Genomic DNA, 17,819 nt, shown 5'->3' on the forward strand with positions numbered 1-17,819 from the left:
CGCTGTGGATTCCTGCCCCACGCCTTCGCAAAACAAGATCTAGTATCAGGTTCTAAGGTGGCTCTAGTTGAGACTTTTGCTCTAACAGCGCTTCTACCGCCGCCAAAAGCTGCGACTGGCCCCAGTTTTGGTAAAGTGAGGCCGCGATCGCACAGCCTCCCGCCCCCACCCCCTCTTTGACAAACCCCCGCTCGTAGGCCCGCAGCGCTTCAAACCGCGACGTCTCAAAGCTCAGCTGGGTAGCCAGCAGACAGGCCCCGGTTAGCTCCGCCAGCCCCACCGTATCGCCAGTGGCATCTTCCGCCACCCAGCGAGTCGTACCCACCACCACGTTTTGCGGGTTCCAGGCGTAGTTTTCGGCTTTGGCGATCGCCTTCATCAGCGCATACACTGCCAGCATTTGTGTGCCCCCCGCCAGCAGCACAGGCCGGGTGCGGCTAGCCGCCAAAGCCATCCCTGCTACCACGGGCTGCATTGGGTCGCCCACCGCCGCCGCCACCGCTAAGGGATGGGGCCGATCTGACAACTCAGCACGGGACAACCCCTGGGTGACTAAGGTCTGCTTTTGATCGTGGTTACAGGTGGGATGGCTGCTATTCACTCGCGCCGCCGCATCTAGCCCTAGCCCTGTCAGCAGGCCCAGGGCCGTCGTGGTGCCGCCCACCACGCATTCCGCCAGCAGTATATAGTCGCTTTGAGCACCCAACAACTTCCCCTGGGCTAACCCTTGTCGCCAGAGGTGATGCACCACATCTAACGGTAAAGCCGCTCCAGTGCTCAGGCACTGAGCAGGCTTACCCCCCAGATCTACCCAGGGGACTGTCGGCGACTGAGGCAACCCGGCATTCAGAACGACAAGCGGAATCCTCTGCCCTGCAATAACAGCTTTGGAAATTAGCGCCGGAGACGCCCCCGCCTGAAGCGGCGGTAGCGGATACTTTGGGCCTGGCGCGAGGCCATTGACCATAAACTCGGCATCGGCTAGGGCAGTGTAGCGGCGATCGCGCGGTGTCGCCCCCGCCGCCGAAATTCCCTCGATCAGCCCCGTCTCCGTAAACCCCAGCGTCAGCACCATCGCTGGCCGCAGACCCTGCCCTTGTTCTAGCCAAGCTTGGCCTTGCTGAAGCCGGGTGTAGATTTTAATTGGAGACATACTGAGCAAAAGGCTGAAGCATAGAGCTGATAGGGGCGTAACTGGGGCCTGGTCAGGTTAAATACTGATTTGATAACTTTATTGATCGGTGGGCAGTGCCTACGCCTACCCATCTACCCATCCACCCATCTACTCCTTCAGCAAATCTTGCACCCACCCCGGTGGCGCTGGAATTTTGGTGCCCAAACGACTCAACAGCAGCCAGGCCGCCAGATGCACCGTAAACAGGTACACAATATTGCTGGCCAGCACCGACAGCAGTGCCAGCAGCTGCACTGCCTCTACATTGGCCTGTCCCAGCACCCCCACATCTAAAATGCCTAATCCCACCAGGCGCTCAAGCCCCCAGTTCAGCATTTGGGTCACCTGGGTGGTCAAATACACCCATAGATCTTCGCCCACCAGCACTGACGACAGCCACAGCCGAAAGAAAAACCCCACTGTGCCCAGTAGCGACCCAACGGCGATCGACCAGTACCAATTTGACCGTCTCACCCAAAAAAAGCCCAGCTGCACCCCCAACAGGGCGTAGGGCATGAGAAACAGCAGACTGCGGGGCGGCCCCATCAGCACCGACAACAACAGCCCCGACACCAGCGCCGACATCCAGGCGGCCCGTGGCCCCCAACGCAGGTAGACCAAGGCCATAGGCAGCGGAAACAGCAAACGCAAAATTGGCCCTGGCGGGAAATAAGTATTCACCAACCAAATTAGCGCCGCCGTGCTGGCTAAAAAGGCCGTCTCGACCATCGCCAGGGGGCCAACCTTAAGGCGGTGGGATAGATCGGGTTCGTCAGCCTCAGCCTCTGGATCACGGTAGTCCAAGTAGGTTTCTAGCTCGTCGAAGTCGCTCGCGGTGGTCTCGACAGGGGGCACAAATTTGGCCCCAGAGGCCGGGTCAGGGGGGTGACTCATGAATAGCTAAACCAGCAGACGTTCTAGGGCGTTGATGTCAGGAATACTCATCATGTCTCTTTCCCGCACGATCAACCCTTTCTTTTCTAGCTTACTCAGTACGCGGGTCACCGTCTCACGGGCCAGCCCACTAAGGCTGCTCAGCTCTCGATGGGGCAGGTTCGGAATTTCGATACCACCGGCTCCCGCTTGCCCTTGCCCATCGGCCAAAAAAAGAATGATATCGGCCACCCGCGAGGTGCTGTCAGACTCCCGCAGCCGCAGCCGCCGATTCACCTGGCGGAGCCGCCGCGCCATCAGCTGAGAGAGGCGAATACCCGCTAAAGGCTGGGTATTGAGCAGTTTGACAAAGTCGCTGGCGGGCATGCTACCAATCACCGTAGGCACCAGGGTAATCACGTCGGTGGAGCGAGGCACCTCTTCTAGGGGGGCCATTTCGCCAAATAGCTCACCTTTACCCAAAATATTCAGGGTGACTTCTTTGCCGTCAAGATTATAGGTACGAATCTTAACCCAGCCATCCAAAATAAAATAGACTGAAGACCCCCAGTCGTTTTCCAGCAAAATCACCTGATTTGCCGGATGACGGCGAGTGACAACGTGGCTGGTGGCTTCAGCTACAGCCTCTTCTGGCAGGTCGCGGAATATCAGAGCCGAACGAATTAATTTGAGATCGGCATCAGAGTCGCGAGGGTTGTAGCGAGCATCCATCAATTCCCCCAACATTAATTTTTTTGTTTAAGTTAGTGATATTAAAACGACCCAACCAATCCTATCCCAGGGCAGGGGTAGAATGCTTGACTGGTGGATAAACGGTAGAATTCAAAGCCCTAGAACTATATCATTCCCCCAACTACAGACCGGTGACTATAAATAGGGTGCGATCGCAAGCCCAATGTCTACGCAAATCGCCCCCAGCATAGCCCTACCGCCTGTCGCTTTAGTGAAACAAACGGGGGATGCTTAGGTAAAGGGCAGTGCCGCTAGACTGATCTAGCCTGATCGAGTTGATAGCTTGATTTTAATGATTTGGCTTTGATGATTTTTAAAGCCGCCTGACATACACTTTGGCAATCGCTGGGGTACAAGGTAAGCAAAGGGGTAACCGTGCAGCAGGATGAATTGGAAGCTCTGGTAGCCGAAATCGATTCAATTCTGGGGGAAGCCGCGCCCCGGCTACCCTGGGTGATGTCGAATGATGCCAATCAGCGGCAGCTGTTGGCTCGGGCTCGGGCTTGTCTAGCGTCAGTTAAGGCGGCTTCAGAGGCCGAGCCACAGGCCCTGGGCCCGAGCGGTTTGCCCAACGACCCCACTGCGGCGGCATCAAGCCAGGTGCTCAAAGCGCTGCTGCAAGAAATGCAGTACCTGCGCGGTCAGACCATGCAAATTCTCGATCCGCTGCGCAACGAGGTGACCACCCTCAGGCAGCAGCGAGAGCTATTGCTGCAAGAGGTGCAACAGCTGCAACAGCAGCGGTTACAGGTTGACCAGGGGGCCACGCTTCACCAACTCCCCCCCAGTTGGGAAGCCGCCCTGCAGCAGATGGCTCACCAGATTGAAGCCAACCTCAGTGCCCAGGTCAGCCAGTCGGTGCAGCGGCTAGAGTCGGCCACGGCCAACGCCTACGGTTTGAGCCAGGGAGCGCAAGGATTTGCCGAGGGCGATGCTCCAGGGCTAACGCCAGCCCAGCGGCTAGAGTTTCTCAAACAGCTTCAGGCCCAGGCCGACCAGGTCATGCTGGGGCTAGACCAATCGCTGCGATCGGTGTTCGACACCCTCCACCAGAGTATCTATAGCTATCAAGACTCGCTTAACCAGGGGCTAAACCAAATGCACTCCCTGGGACAACAGGGTGAGCTGATGTTTAGTGCCCTGGTCAATCATCTGGGCCAGCAGATTACCCCCGATACCCTGGCCTATTTAGAGTCGGGCCAGCGCCGCGAATTACCCCAGCCCCGACTAGAAACCGCTGCCCCCGAGACCCGAGGCGAGCAAAACTTCGCGGCGGAAGGCAGTGGTAACTTGTCGCTAGACCTAGAGGATGATCTAGCCCTAGATGCCCTCGACTTTGACCTCGATCTAGATGTTGACGACATTACCCTGCTGCAAATCGAGGACGAAATTACCGAGCTTCAGCTAGATGACAATCTAGACGATGCGATCGCGGCTGAAGCCGATGCTGATTCTCGCCTAGACCTGCAACTGCTGAATAGTCTAGATGTCGCTGACCCCGACCCGTCGCCGGCGGTGTCACTGCCCGATGGGGTAGAGAGCGATCTCACCGCCGAAGTGACGGCGGGGGAAGAGGCAGACTCAGGCCTAGACGAGCTCTATGAAAGTTTGTTTGGCAACGGTGGGAGCTTGGGTGACCTCACTGAGATGCCCCTAGACCCTGAAGCCGGGGAGACGGATACGATAGATGATTTCTTAGGAGCTGACCTGGAGACCGATTTTGAGATCAACCTAGAGACTGGTCTGGTGGGTGAGGGAGCGCTTGATGATATTGACGCAGCGATCGCAGACGACCCTACGGAACAGATCACCCTCACCGATGAGTTGCCCCGCCCCGAAGACTTGGCCCAGCTGACTTTGGCCGCTGAGATGGCCGAGGCCGACCCCAGCGCCGACGTCACCAACAGCAGTCTAGATGGGCTGTTTGGAGCAGGCACCGCCGCCCAGATCGAAACCAGCCTGGGTAGCCCGCTCGGGGTCGATATTCCCGAGGTAATTACTTCGTTTGACGACCTGTTGCCCGCAGGCCCTGGCGAAAACGGCGATCGCGAAGCGGCATCGGATGATGACGATATGTTTGGCGAGTTTATCGCCGCCTCTCCCGAAGAAGATCTGCTGGCCCAAGACGATCTCACCGCCACCGCCTCCTATGACCTGGTGGTAGATGACGCCATGGTCGATCAGCTGCAGCAAGACCTGGAGAACCTAGAGACCGAAACGGCGATCGCCTCTGAGAGCCGTCCCTGGGCCGATGGCGGTCTAGATCGCTTCTCTGCCCCCGAGCTTTACTCCAGTGAGACCACCCCCGACTTGGCCGCAACGGAGGCCACCGAAGCCGCCTTTAACTTACCTCCAGACCTGTTTCAATCGCAGCCCACTGCCCCAGCCCCGGCTGAGCCTGTAGATTGGTTTGGTGCAGAAGCCCCCTCTGCAGAGACCTCTGACCCCAATCCAGGGGTAGACCTATTTGGCCCCATACCCTCTCTACCAGACGATGCGGCGCTCAGTTTGACTGAGCCTAATGACCCACCGCCCACCGCCGATCAGTCGGGTCTCGACCTGTTTAGCGATCCGACCCCCGAGTTGGGTGAGCCTACCCTCGATCTATCCCCCGACCTGTCGGCGATTGACCTGTTTAGTGATCCAGTACCCGCTGAAGGGTTCGCCGACAGTTCTGATCAGTCTGAAGCTGAACCAGCCCTCGATCTACCCTCTGACCTAGCCGCGATCGACCTCTTTGACAGCCCTGCGGCCACCGATACCCCGCCAGAGTCAGCCTTAGACTCAGACTTAGACTCAGAGTCGCCAGAGTTTGACCTGTTTGACGAGTTGCACTCCCCAGCCCCCGCCGATGGCGATCGCCTTGAGACAGCCCCCAGCCCTACCAGCGACGCCTTTGGTCTCGATCTATTCGGTGAAGCCCCCCTAGAAGCTAGGGAGGAGCCGCTTGCCCCAGACCAAGTTGAGGCTGACCAGCCTGGGCTAGATTTGTTTGGAGGGTTAGCCCAGGCTGCCGAGTTTAGCGCTACTGAAGGCGATCGCGTTGAAGAACCCAGCGCAGCACCGATCGAGGCCCTCGACTCCGATGCCCCAGATTTCGAGGCCCCCAAGGCCCTTGGGTTAGATCTGTTTGGGGAGCCAGCGCCGGCCTTAGCCCTAGAGGACCTGCTGGCAGATCTCGACTTGAGCCTAGAGCCAGAATCCCCCGCCCTGGGTGAATCGGGCATGACCCTAGACGACCTCACGGATCTATCGGCTGAGGCTGCACCGGCTGACAATCTGCCCCCAGACTCGGCCCCCACGGTGTCTGCCCCATCTCTAACCCTAGAAAACCTGCTGGGAGACGATCTCACCCTTGAGCCGTTACCCCCAGAACCCCAACCCGAAGCCACCCTAGACGACTTAGCTGCCGATGTCAGCTTTGCACAAACCAGCCCTGGGCAACCAGCGCCGCTGTCAGACGCTGATCCCTCCCGAGACGGTACCCTTGCGGATCTTGACTGGGGTAGTCTATCGGCGTTTAGCCCCCTAGAGTCTGCACGCCAGCCCGACCTCTTCCCCGAAACCGGGCCAGAAGGTGAACTGTGGGATGCCGGTCCTGACTCTGAATTTCCGACCCTAGACGAAGATCCCTTTGCCGACCTGTCGTCCGCTGAGGAGTTGCCTTCGCCAGATACGACTCCAGAGGCGTTGGCTTCCGAACCGCTTACCCTAGATGAACTCTCCCTAGGGCAAGACGCCTATCTCAATGGCCCAACCCCAGACGATCTGTTTCCCGAACAGCCCCCCGCCTTAGATCGCCTCACCTTAGATGAGCTGTCCTGGGAATCTGCCCCCCCAGTTTCGCCATCATCGTTAGGCGACAGCAGCTCGCCTCTGGCCGACCCCACAGTAGAGACGTGGAACCTAGATTCCCTTGAGCTAGACCCCCTTTCTCCGGCCCCCCAGGCAGACAGGTTCTCCTTTAATTTAGATGATTTGAACCTGAGCCTAGAGGGCGATGATGCCGAAGAGGAGAGCCCGGCTGACACGACATCCCCAGCAGCTAGCCTTGAGGATCTAGCCGCCCTTGGAGCCGACTGGGCAATAGAGGCCCCTAGCCAACCCGATACGCCCCCTCAGCCACCCACTGGGGAAACCGATTGGCAGCGAGAACTCAGCCTCGACACTATTCTCGACGCCGCTGGGGCCAGCCCCATGGCAGAGCCTAACGCGCCCCCAACCACGGCTGACGATGCGATGCAGACGGCGGCAACCCCAGCGGAGCAGCCGATGGAGGCCATGATCGATTTGATCAATCTCGATCCGGCGTTGGAAGAGCCGCTGCCGCCTGAGCCCAGTCTGGCTTTAGATCTGGACTTGAGCCTAGAACCTGAGAGCCTAGCACTCGACAACTTCCCTGAGCCCGCTGCTTCAGGGCCTGACGAGCCGTTGGCTGGATCTGCTTTAGACTGGTTAGACCTGGGGGCTGAAGTGGGCGATCGCACCCCTTCCCCAGAAGCCGCACCCATCCTCGATCTCGACTTCGACCTGAGGCTTGAACCAGAAACCGATACGATCGATCGCTCTGGGGCTACAGACAGCCCCGACGCCTTGGCCCTCGACTTTGACACAGCGCCATCGCCCGATCGGTCTGCCACTCTAGAGCCTGCCCCTGGGAATGCCAGTGAAACCGACACCGTAATTGACTGGCTGCCTGCCGAGCCCCAAAACCTGTTTGAGGGTGATCTGTCTCTGAGTGCTATCCCTCAAGAGCCAGAGCCAGGACCAGAGCCAAATAACTCGATTGCTGACTTGGCTGCACTAGAGGCCCTAGGTTTAGAGGTCACTAGCTTAGAGGTCACTAGCTTAGAGAACGCTAGCTTAGAGAATGACGATGACCTAGAGTCTCTCTTAGCAGACTTTCCCACCACGGAGACTGCGCCTGCCGTCAGCGATCATCTTGAGCTTGAGCGGTCTATGGACATCACCGCCGATGCTCCTGTACCGCCGCTGTTTGATCTAGACGATGATCTAGAGGTCCCAGAGCCATCCCAGCCCGCAAGTTCCGAGGCGACAGCAACCGATCTGTTTGAAACGTCTCCCTCAACGACTCCCAGCGATGTCGCTCCCCCAGTGCTAGATCCCCCTGGGGTAGACCCGTTTGCTCTAGAGTCTCTAGAGGCGATCGCCCCGACCCCAGACCCGACTACCGCAACAGATCCAGCCAATCGCGTCGAGGCTGAGACCCCGGCAGCAATTCCCCCCGCCGCCGCTGCATCTGCGGCGGCACCCACACCGCTGTGGTTTTTAGGTTTAGACGTAGGCACCACTGGCCTATCAGCGGTACTGCTAGAGCGACGCGGCGGCAATGTGTATCCGCTCTACTGGATCGACAATGCCATCTCTGGCGTGACCGCCGATAAATTCTTCCGTCTACCTACTTTGGCCTCTGTGGGTCGTGACGATGAGGCCGGTAACCTAGGCGTTCGGTCGGTGGGGTCGTCGGCGCTAACGGTGAACTGGAGCGATACCGAAGACCCTGCCGATCAGAGCACAGTGCTGATCAAGGCTCTCAAGCCTTACCTCAAGGTGGGCATTCCCACCGGGGGGGCCGACGAGGGCTCTGCCCAACCGCAGATTCAGTGGTCTGACCGCGATCAGTTGCCCTTGCAGGTGTTTCAAGACAGCTTGCAGAGGCTGCTAGCCACACTACCCCAGGGTCTTGCTCCCGCCGCCGCCTTTACCGTTGGAGCCGTAGGTCTCGACAATGCCGCTATTTCTCTAGCCTTTGAGCAACTACTGGGGGTGATTGTCAGCTACCCAGCCAACTGGCCCGACACCTACACCTTTAATCTGCGGGAAGCCGTGCTGGGGGCCAAGATCATTGCTAACCCCGACGATGTTTACTTTGTTGAGGATGCGATCGCAGCTGTGCTCTCTGGTCTACCCGACCCTGGTGCGCCCCTCCCCGAGGTCAGCAGTCAGCCCATGCAGCAGCAGACCCTCTATGCCTGCGCCTGGACAGGCGGCACCGTCGTCCTATCTGCCGGGGCTACGGTGACCGAAGTGGGCATGGTCAACCTGCCGCGATCGCTGAGCGACCTCACCTACAACGACTTTGCCCTGCAATCCATGAGCTATGCAGGCGACGCCATTGATCTAGACATTGTTTGCCACCTGCTGCACCCCGCCGAACGTCGCCAAAGCCGCACCAGTGAAGGCTATGGCCGCAGCAGCACCACCGATGGCTGGGGCTGGCAGGCCGCTATGCCCGAACTCGACGGCACCCATTGGGCTGATCTAGACCTCGATAGCTGCGACTTTCCCCGCCCGGCAGAGCCCGATATTGCCCGCCGTCAACGCCTCTACCAGCGTTTAGAAAGTTCTCTGCTGGGCCAAAGCGTGCTCGAAGCCGCCCGCCATCTGAAGATCATTCTGCAGCACCAGCCCCAGTTTGAGCTAGAGCTAGCCGACCAGCGCTGGGTGGTGCGCAGCAAAGACCTCGAAGACCGGATCATTCTGCCCTACATTCAGCGCATCAACGGTCACCTCAACCGGTTGCTGAGCGAGGCCAACCTCAACAGCCAGGGCATCAACCAGGTGATCTGCACAGGCGGCAGCGCCTCCCTGCCCAAGATCGCCCGCTGGCTGCGGCAGAAGTTCCCTAACGCTACCATCGTGCAGGATACGTACCACAGCGATCGCCCCCCAAGTTGTAGCCGGGTCGCCTACGGCCTAGTCAACCTGGTGCGCTATCCCCAGGTGCTCGATCTTACCCGCCACCAGTACAGCGACATGTTCTTGCTGATGGAGGTGCTGCGCACCCTGCCCGAGCAGCCCATGCCCCTCAACGGCATTTTGCACCTGCTCAAAGAACGGGGGCTGAATGTCGATGCCTGCCAGGCCCATCTGATGGCTCTGCTCGAAGGTCGCCTACCCCCCGGTCTGCTGCCTAGCAGTACCAGCACCCCCCTGGTGCTGGCCCCCACCAGCGAAGCGCTAGCTGCCCTGGCTACAACTCCACTGTTTAAGCGCCCCAACGGCCAGGTGTATGTGCCTGACCTAGAGCAGGGCCAGCGGCTGCAAGCCTTTATGGAGATGCTGCTGGCCGATAAACGTCAAACCCTGGGCGACCCCCTGCTCAGCCAGCTAATGGCACTGAATGTGTAGCTGAGAAGAAGCCTGGGAGTGAAGCGTTAGACACCTTTACCGCCCAGGACTGGGCTTACAGTAGGGTTACCTAGCGCTAGGGACAGACGGGCTATGGTGATGACTGCGCAACAGCTGGCCGACCTGATGCCAGATGCGACCCAGTTGGAGAGTAATGAACCAGAAATGGAAAGCTCGCTACATTACGCCCAGCTAGCGCTGCTGGTGGCCTGCTTAGACTGGCTGTGGCGAGAGCGAACAGATTTCTTCATTGGCGCTAATCTGACTATCTATTCCAGCCGCGAACAGCTCAAGAAGCGCGATTTTAGAGGCCCCGACTTCTTCATAGTCAATCAAACCCAGCGCCATCTTAGATGGACTAAATATGTACGCAATGTCGGGTTAACCGACTGCTTCCTCAAAAATCACATCCAGCGCCGCCACCGAAAATCGTGGGTGGTGTGGGAAGAAGATGGGCGGTACCCCGATCTGATTATCGAGCTGCTGTCTCCGGCTACGGCAAAAACAGATCGCACCCTCAAAAAGGTGCTCTATCAAGATTGCTTTAGAACCCCAGAGTATTTTTGGTTTTCGCCAGAGACCCTGGAGTTTGAAGGGTACCGATTGGTGGGGCAGCACTATGATGCGATCGCGCCTAACGCCTCAGGCCACCGCTGGAGTGAGGTGCTGGGCCTATTTTTAGGCGTTCAAGACAATACCCTGCGCTACTTTCACCCCTCGGGTGAGCCGGTGCCCACCCCCGAAGAGGCAGCAGCAGCGGCCCAAGCCCGAGCCGATCGCCTAGCCGAGCAGCTAAAAGCCCTAGGGGTAGAGCCAAAAGCCTAAGTCACCTCAGTCCCCCCTTTCTCAAGGGGGGCAGGGGGGATCTCCACTTTTGCTACGAGAAACAGGACTCTTCAAACGTCCTCTGATACCAATCGTCCATGTCGCCAAGACGACACCCCCAAGGATGAAAATTGTAGGGTGCATCCGCGCAGCGATGCACCGTCTCAGGGTTATTTTTAGAGCAAATCCGAGTCACATAACCCCGATTCATCATCAGTACCCCGTAGGGGCATTGCAGTGCCATGCCCCCACAAAGCAGGTGTATACAGACAGGATTTTGTATTACTCAATCAGCAGGGTTTTCGTCAGAATGACCATCCACGTCATCCCCTCTGGGGTGGCTGCGCTTTGCACTCCGCTGGTAGGCGGCACTGGGATGGGGTCGCTCCAGTCATTGGGGTCGGCGTAGCCGTAGGCATGGAGGATTTTGATGGTGCGATCTATCCCCGCCAAGCTGCCGTAGAGCAGGTGGCGCACTTTCTCAGGGCGGGGATGAGGATGGGTTGGCTGGTCAGGCGGAAGATTGGACGCTCCGCTGGCGTCGGGTTCGAGGTATTCAAACATCGGTTCTGTATTCCTTTGGTGTTTGCAGTGAGCAAGCCCTGCCTGCAATTCCCTTGTAAAAGGGTAGAGTTTTCCCCTCCTGGGAGGGGCTAGGGGTGGGTTCAACTCAAGCAGCTAACCGACTTACTCGCGATAAGTAACGGGCTGGTTGCCAAAACAGACCCACCCCACCCTGCGGGCACCCCTCCGAGGAGGGGAAGGGCGAGGAAGACAGAACGCGAAAACCCTAGCTAACCGCAGCTGAGGTGCAAACTGGGAGAGCTAGGGTACGATCGACCTTAGCCCTGCAATCTGCGCAAGAGATTTGCCGGGTTAGCTGTTCGTAGGTGTTGGAAGCGCCTACGGACAGCGCCAAAGTTTTCGAGTTCTGCATGGTCACCGCTCGGATTGAACGGCTTAATGTAAGAGAATACTGGTACAACCGCTCCCCGTCAACCGTGGAGATGGAAGATAGCACGATGCTATTTATCCTTATAAAAGCTATTATGCAAATTATCTACTAATCAGGAAGAGTCAGGATGCGAATAATCTGCCTATCTACTCAATTAAAGGAATCAGATAGTTAGAGTTATTCAATAAATTAATAGACGGATAAGCGGAAGCTTAAGATTGAACAATCCTGAAATTCAGGGCTTAATTATTTTCTTAGTATTTTTTTGCGTTTTATGAAAATCAAGATTAATGGGATAACGAGCCTCGCTGATTCCAATAGATTTTTGCGAGCTCTCTGGGCTGAATTACGAAAACAATTCGGGAAATTCGCCTGGAATTATCAACCATCCAAAGATGGAACTTCACAAACCATTTTTCTTGGCTGGGGAAATGGGATACCCATCTCTTTATTATATAGCCAGAAATCCATAGTAAACGGTGTCCTATTTGGGAATGGTTCTAGTGAGCCTGTAGATGAAGCAAGTGAGTTAGGCTTAAAACTAAAGCAAAGCGTTGTTGCAGCACTTCAGCATCGAAATATTCCTAAAACGGAGATTCTAGAGGTGCCAATTTCATCTCTTTATAGTTCACTTGCTCCCTATAAAGGTGAGTGGCTTGAAATTTTGCCTGGACAACGGCCTATCTCCTTGCTAACTGTTAGAGTAAAAGCTTTTGACGAGACGGATGCGAAAACAGAACTCTTTCGCATTTCTTCGTTTATTTTGGACGTGCTTAGCATAGAAACAAATAACATGTTTTGGATTGACAGCCAAAAACAGGACAAAGTTTACGAATTAAAGTTAGGAACGGAAGAAGCAGTCTGCCCAGAAGTAAATACTTCTCCCAATGATGAAGAATGGATTGACACATATCCATCTCACAACGGATATATGCTTATTTCAAATCAGGCCATCCAATTCCTTGATCGGATTTTGTCAAAAGATGAGCTGAGTAGTACTGAAAGTTTATTTATCCGCTCTTGTCATCACTATCATATGGCAAGGATTCAAGATGCATTAATTTACAATCGCTTGTATTCTCCGAACAGTCAGCCCAACGATGAACCACTTGGAATTATTTTGGAAGAAGATCCCCGCTTCAAAGAAGCACCTATATTTGCTGGACGAGCTAATGAGATTGCTACAGTACTTTATATGTCTGCAATTGAAGTTGTTTCAATGATTGACGCTAATCCTTCCGAGAAGTGTACAAGTTGTGGTCAAGAACAATATAGAATTTCAGCACGTGTTGCAGAATACGTCAATAAATATGATGAGGGGGGGCATTTATCTAAAGTCTTCAAGTCCCTTTATAGCAAGAGATCAAAGTATCTTCATGCAGGGGCTTTACTGAGTGATCATGCATATGTTGGGACAACCATACCTAAATTGGATCCCTCGTCAGACTCTGGTATGTCCGAGATGATCTCTGTTCCTGTCATAAACCTACGAGAATGGACTGGTTATATGCTTCGTCAACAACTTAAATCTTTATTATTAGCTGGTGGGCTATGAGCGCTGACTCACCAAAAGCCCCAAGCGCTTTAATCTTGCACTACGATCGCACCATCCCCCCCGCCCAACCAAACCTGCGACGACTACGAACCCCTGCTCGCCAGCCGTCGCGACGATACCACCATCAAAATTCGCGTCAACGCCCACACCCCAACAGATCTCGCTTATAGCTCCCACGGCTGGCCACGGTAACACCCAAAAAAAGCCCCCTGCTTTTCTTAAAAACAAGGGGGCTTGAGGTAGCTATGCAGGATCTCTAGTTCAGCGCTTCGAGGTAGTCGCGGACGCGATTGCGGCGCTTGGGCTGACGCAGCTTTTGCAACGCCTTCGACTCGATCTGACGCACTCGCTCGCGGGAAAGCTCCAGAGCGCGGCCAATCTCAGCCAGGGAGTAGGGGGTGCCGTCGCCCAGGCCAAAGCGCATGTTGATCACATCTTGCTCACGGGTAGTGAGGTCGGCCATCAACTGTTGCAGATCGCGGCGCAGCGACTCGCGAATCAGCATGTCTTCGGGCGACATGCAGTCGGTTTCGAGCAGGTCGCCCAGCTCGGTGTCGCGGTCTTTGCCCACCTTAGTTTCGAGCGAGACGGCGCGGGGCACCCGCAGCAGCACTTCGCGCACCTGGGCGGCGGTCATGTCTAGCTCGCGGGCGATGTCTTCGACCGAAGGGGTACGGCCTTTCTCTTGAGAGAGCTTGCGCTGGGCCTTTTTGATTTTGTTGAGCTTTTCGGTGATGTGGACTGGCAGGCGAATGGTGCGGCTCTGGGTCGCGATCGCCCGCGTAATGCCCTGACGAATCCACCAGTAGGCATAGGTGCTAAAGCGATAGCCCTTGGTGGGGTCAAACTTTTCGACCGCCCGCTCTAGGCCCAGGGTGCCTTCTTGAATGAGGTCGAGCAGCTCCAGACCCCGGTTTTGATATTTCTTCGCCACCGACACCACCAGGCGCAGGTTGGCCTTAATCATGTGCTCTTTGGCGCGAATGCCCTCAGAGATGGCCTTTTCTAGCTCAGGCACAGTGAGGTTGCTGAGTGCAGCCCAGGCGCGCTTGCCTTCGGCCAGGGAGGGCTTGAGTTCGGTGATGGGCACCTCAGCAGCGGCGGCCCAGCGCTCTAGAGACGGGCGATAGCCCAACTGCGACGAAAGGCGATCGCGGGTTTGCAGCAGCTTGCTGTAAACGGCTAAAATGCCACCCTTGGCCTCGGCAGCGGTGTTTAAGTCTTCGAGCAGCTGCATATAGCCCTGCACGCACTGGGCCTCAGCGACCTCTTCGTGGCGCTCTAGCAGGCGTACTCGGCCAATTTCTTGCAGGTAGAGGCGCACTAGATCAGTGGTGCGACGCCCCTTCAGCACGGCCGCTGTGTCGGCCTCAAAGTCGCTGTCATTAGCATCGGCGGCAGCGAAATCATGGAGCTTGAGGGAGCTGCCGTCCTCATCATCGCCTAAGCTAGGCAGGCCAAACTCCTGATCAGCCAGGGGGGAGGCTTTATCTCTGCTGTAGTGGGGTGTTGCTACCATGACGCTCTCTAGTAACTTGTACCAAACATGTACCGATAGGCCATTTGCCAACCTGAGCTCAGTATTCCCAAACTGTCAGGACTTTGGAACAGCGGCTGGAGTTCCAGGGGAAAGCAGGATGGAGATCGGGGGGGTAGGTACTCTCCCCGAGGGCCAAAACTCACCGGGGTGAATTGAGGACCTAACCATGCCGCAGGCTGAGGCCAGCAAAGACGTATCGTCCCCGTAATCTACGACGCCAGCAGGGATAATTCCTGACGGAACGTTACACCTTGGCAAAATCCTCACATTGAACCCGAACTGGCCTATAGGATGTGAGCATTCGTTGCGATTGAGAGCAGGCTTCGCTCATGGTTGATGGTCTTTCCTGGGCAGCAGAGGCCCAGGCCAAACTCAAAAACATTCCATTTTTTGTTCGTGCCCAGGCCCGAAAGCGCATTGAAGATGTAGCCCGAGACCTAGGGGTCGAAGAGGTGACTGCGGAACTGGTCGAGCAGGTGCGCCTAGAGCTAGGCCAGTAAATAGGCCCGCAGGTTATCGCTTAACCTCGTCTCTGCCTGGCGAACATCGCCTCTACCGGTAGAGATAGGTTCTCTATGGGAGGTAGCGCTAAGGTTATAAACGAGTTCACACGCTGGTTACGTGACCCAGGGCCCGTATCTAATCGGCGATCTCGCCCAAGCTTACTGGGCACCCTCCGCCCTAACAATGTGGCCTTTGCCTCTGTAATTGACTCAGGGTCGAAGGGCACTGAATTAAGGCTGGTGGGCAGTGCCCTACGGCGGGCCAAGGCTTTCGGCAATCTGCGAGAGCTTATTTCAGTGCCATCCGACTCAGGATCGCTTGATTCTGAAACAACTTTAAGGTGTCGGGTTGCAAGTCGTACTCATAACGAGTATGATTTAGAGGTGCCCAAGGCGAGGATGGTACGATTTCAGCATCAAGCCCTCGGGCGCGTCAGTAGGTTTGTTGGTTACACAATTCGATTGTCAGGTAAAAAGAGAGGCCCTATGGTTGCAACTCCTGTAAAAACTCAAGCCAAACGTCGGTTTTACCCAACCCGCATTGATATGGCGGCCAATGTGCGATCGCAGGTCTGTGAGGTCTTAAACCAGACCCTAGCCGCTACCCTCGACCTCAAAACCCAGACCAAGCAGGCCCACTGGAATGTCAAGGGCATGGATTTCTTTCAGCTCCACGAGCTGTTTGACGAACTAGCAGGCGAGCTAGAAGGCTATGTCGATATGGTGGCTGAGCGCGTCACCGCCCTGGGGGGCACCGCCATGGGCACCGCCCGCATCGCCGCCAGCGAGTCGATCTTGCCCGAGTATCCCTTCGACGCCATTGACGGGGCCGAGCATGTAACAGCTCTGGCGGAGCGGTTTGCCGCCTACGGCAAGCATGTGCGCGAAGCGATCGCCACTACCGATGACCTGGGCGATGCTGACACCGCCGATCTCTACACCGAGATCTCTCGCACCATCGACATGCGTCTGTGGTTCCTTGAGGCCCACTTGGTAAAGAAGTCTGAGCTTGACTAGCCTAGATTCTTCGCGATCGGAGCAAGACGGGCCAGCAGCCTATCCCCTAAGCGGGTGTCCACTCAGGTTCTGAGGATGTCTAATACCGATCCGAATTCCATACCCCCGATACCCAACCGGTTGACCGGTTAGGCATCGGGGGTAGCCAAGGAGGCTTTGAGATGAGGACACTCCTGTGAGATAGCCGTTCCGGCTGTCCACTTCCGGCGACCAAGGCATCACAGCACCACCTGGCTCTCGGCGGCAGAGGGCGCTGCGATCGCAGCTCACGTCAAGCCCACCTGCACCAAACCATTTCTTAGCTGGCCGTCGGCAGCAGTCAGGTACAGCCCCAGGCTAATACCTAAAAATCGAGGGAAGCGATACTATATCGCTTCCCTCGACTAAAGCATGGTCTATCTGGAATAGCACTGAATTAAGGCTGGTGGGCAGTGCCCACCCTACGGTAGATCCAATCGGTCTACCTGTGTGACCAAGCCAGATGCTACTCGGCAGTAGCTAGCTCGGTGCTGCCCCGGCGACGGCGGCTGGTGAGGGTATTGAACAGCATCTGGCCGATCGCCTTCACCAGGTTGCCTTCTAGCTCCTTAAACATCTCCATGTTCAAGCCAAAGGCGTCGTTAGCCTCTTCTACAATGCTGGCCACCATAGCCTCATCCACCGGAGCGGCATCCATCGACTCGCGGTACTTAACCTTAAAGGCCTTCTCGTCAGAGATTTCGGGGAACTCGTAGAAGGCAGTGCCCTCGCCCTCAGAGAGATTCATCGCCCGCTGGGCAATGCCCTTGAGAATTTGACCACCGGACAGGTCGCCAATATAGCGAGTGTAGGAATGGCTGACCAACAGCTCAGGCTGGGTATTGGCCACCTCGCGAATGCGATCGACGTAGCGCTGCCCACCGGGAGTCATAGAGATTTCGCTAGCCCAGTTAGGACCGTAGTAGTAGGCTAGATCAGCCTCTAGCGATGCCTTGCGGTGCAGCTCTGGGAAGTAAACCTTAGAGACCACCGGATGCTCTTTGTGGCGCTCTAGCTCTTCTTCCATGGCTGCATAGGCGTAGTAGAAGTTGGCCACTAGCTTGCGGTAAGAGTTCTTCTCGACCACGCCGCGCAAAAAGCAGCGCACAAAGCCCATGTTTTCGGCCATGGTATGGGCTTTTTTGGTGCCTTCACGCAGCTCGGTGGATAGGTTACTGCTCATGCTGACTGTCTCGCTCTAGGGTTGATGTAAAAGGTGAGGTTTAAACGAAGGCTTGGTTTAGACAATGCCTGCTCAGGCAATATTAGCCCCCTACAAGTAAGGGCTTAACATGCCATTACACGAGCTACATTTGTTTAACTTAGACCGATTTGATGACCGTTTTCATTACGAATTTTTACAAGCATTTACTCAAGGCCATACTGTTTTCAGGATAAGCCGTAGACCCTTGTCTTAACCGGTCTCTGGGGCTACAAAACGTTACGGAATACCG

The 17,819-nt window shown here is 56.2% G+C and carries 11 protein-coding genes; 5 read left to right on the top strand and 6 right to left on the bottom strand.

Annotation, left to right across the window (positions count from 1 at the left end; genetic code table 11):
• Nucleotides 1-52 precede the first annotated feature (52 nt).
• From cobT to RRF56_RS09590, 3 genes are all read right to left on the bottom strand, one after another.
• Nucleotides 53-1,153, bottom strand: coding sequence for a nicotinate mononucleotide-dependent phosphoribosyltransferase CobT (gene cobT / locus RRF56_RS09580; RefSeq protein WP_317037415.1), 1,101 nt, complete (start codon nt 1,151-1,153; stop codon nt 53-55).
• 129 nt (nt 1,154-1,282) lie between these two features.
• A complete protein-coding gene (locus RRF56_RS09585; RefSeq protein WP_317037416.1) occupies nt 1,283-2,068 on the bottom strand; it encodes a DUF2232 domain-containing protein in 786 nt (261 codons plus the stop codon).
• A 6-nt stretch (nt 2,069-2,074) separates the two neighbouring features.
• On the bottom strand, nt 2,075-2,779 hold the full coding sequence (locus RRF56_RS09590) for a Crp/Fnr family transcriptional regulator (protein WP_317037417.1): 705 nt from the start codon (nt 2,777-2,779) through the stop codon (nt 2,075-2,077).
• A gap of 396 nt (nt 2,780-3,175) precedes the next feature.
• On the opposite strand from RRF56_RS09590, the gene RRF56_RS09595 reads away from it, so the two are divergent.
• Nucleotides 3,176-9,952 (top strand): hypothetical protein, encoded by a 6,777-nt coding sequence (locus tag RRF56_RS09595; RefSeq protein WP_317037418.1) that lies wholly within the window; start codon nt 3,176-3,178, stop codon nt 9,950-9,952.
• A gap of 93 nt (nt 9,953-10,045) precedes the next feature.
• Nucleotides 10,046-10,777, top strand: a complete 732-nt coding sequence (locus RRF56_RS09600; protein WP_317037419.1) for a Uma2 family endonuclease — start codon at nt 10,046-10,048, stop codon at nt 10,775-10,777.
• A 282-nt stretch (nt 10,778-11,059) separates the two neighbouring features.
• Here the strand turns inward: RRF56_RS09600 and RRF56_RS09605 are convergent, their stop codons facing one another.
• Nucleotides 11,060-11,341: a hypothetical protein gene (locus RRF56_RS09605; protein ID WP_317037420.1), complete on the bottom strand. Its 282-nt coding sequence runs from the start codon at nt 11,339-11,341 to the stop codon at nt 11,060-11,062.
• Between the two features lie 665 nt (nt 11,342-12,006).
• Here RRF56_RS09605 and RRF56_RS09610 point away from each other — a divergent pair.
• Nucleotides 12,007-13,287, top strand: a complete 1,281-nt coding sequence (locus tag RRF56_RS09610) for a hypothetical protein (RefSeq protein WP_317037421.1) — start codon at nt 12,007-12,009, stop codon at nt 13,285-13,287.
• Nucleotides 13,288-13,543: 256 nt separating this feature from the next.
• Here the strand turns inward: RRF56_RS09610 and sigC are convergent, their stop codons facing one another.
• On the bottom strand, nt 13,544-14,806 hold the full coding sequence (sigC, locus tag RRF56_RS09615; protein ID WP_317037422.1) for an RNA polymerase sigma factor SigC: 1,263 nt from the start codon (nt 14,804-14,806) through the stop codon (nt 13,544-13,546).
• A gap of 350 nt (nt 14,807-15,156) precedes the next feature.
• On the opposite strand from sigC, the gene RRF56_RS09620 reads away from it, so the two are divergent.
• Both RRF56_RS09620 and dps read left to right on the top strand, forming a co-directional pair.
• Entirely contained in the window at nt 15,157-15,327 is a 171-nt protein-coding gene (locus RRF56_RS09620; protein WP_317037423.1) for a PCP reductase family protein, read from the top strand.
• A 489-nt stretch (nt 15,328-15,816) separates the two neighbouring features.
• Nucleotides 15,817-16,347, top strand: a complete 531-nt coding sequence (gene dps / locus RRF56_RS09625) for a DNA starvation/stationary phase protection protein Dps (protein ID WP_317037424.1) — start codon at nt 15,817-15,819, stop codon at nt 16,345-16,347.
• 484 nt (nt 16,348-16,831) lie between these two features.
• On the opposite strand, the gene RRF56_RS09630 is transcribed toward dps, so the two are convergent.
• Nucleotides 16,832-17,548: a heme oxygenase (biliverdin-producing) gene (locus tag RRF56_RS09630; RefSeq protein WP_317037425.1), complete on the bottom strand. Its 717-nt coding sequence runs from the start codon at nt 17,546-17,548 to the stop codon at nt 16,832-16,834.
• Nucleotides 17,549-17,819 lie beyond the last annotated feature (271 nt).

The sequence above is a fragment of the Nodosilinea sp. E11 genome, from assembly GCF_032813545.1.
Lineage (GTDB): Bacteria > Cyanobacteriota > Cyanobacteriia > Phormidesmidales > Phormidesmidaceae > Nodosilinea.

Bases quoted from the DNA above. Each gene is read 5' to 3' on its own strand.
- cobT (WP_317037415.1), bottom strand. From the start codon at position 1,153: ATGTCTCCAATTAAAATCTACACCCGGCTTCAGCAAGGCCAAGCTTGG.
- RRF56_RS09585 (WP_317037416.1), bottom strand. From the start codon at position 2,068: ATGAGTCACCCCCCTGACCCGGCCTCTGGGGCCAAATTTGTGCCCCCT.
- RRF56_RS09590 (WP_317037417.1), bottom strand. From the start codon at position 2,779: ATGGATGCTCGCTACAACCCTCGCGACTCTGATGCCGATCTCAAATTA.
- RRF56_RS09600 (WP_317037419.1), top strand. From the start codon at position 10,046: ATGGTGATGACTGCGCAACAGCTGGCCGACCTGATGCCAGATGCGACC.
- RRF56_RS09605 (WP_317037420.1), bottom strand. From the start codon at position 11,341: ATGTTTGAATACCTCGAACCCGACGCCAGCGGAGCGTCCAATCTTCCG.
- RRF56_RS09610 (WP_317037421.1), top strand. From the start codon at position 12,007: ATGAAAATCAAGATTAATGGGATAACGAGCCTCGCTGATTCCAATAGA.
- sigC (WP_317037422.1), bottom strand. From the start codon at position 14,806: ATGGTAGCAACACCCCACTACAGCAGAGATAAAGCCTCCCCCCTGGCT.
- RRF56_RS09620 (WP_317037423.1), top strand. From the start codon at position 15,157: ATGGTTGATGGTCTTTCCTGGGCAGCAGAGGCCCAGGCCAAACTCAAA.
- dps (WP_317037424.1), top strand. From the start codon at position 15,817: ATGGTTGCAACTCCTGTAAAAACTCAAGCCAAACGTCGGTTTTACCCA.
- RRF56_RS09630 (WP_317037425.1), bottom strand. From the start codon at position 17,548: ATGAGCAGTAACCTATCCACCGAGCTGCGTGAAGGCACCAAAAAAGCC.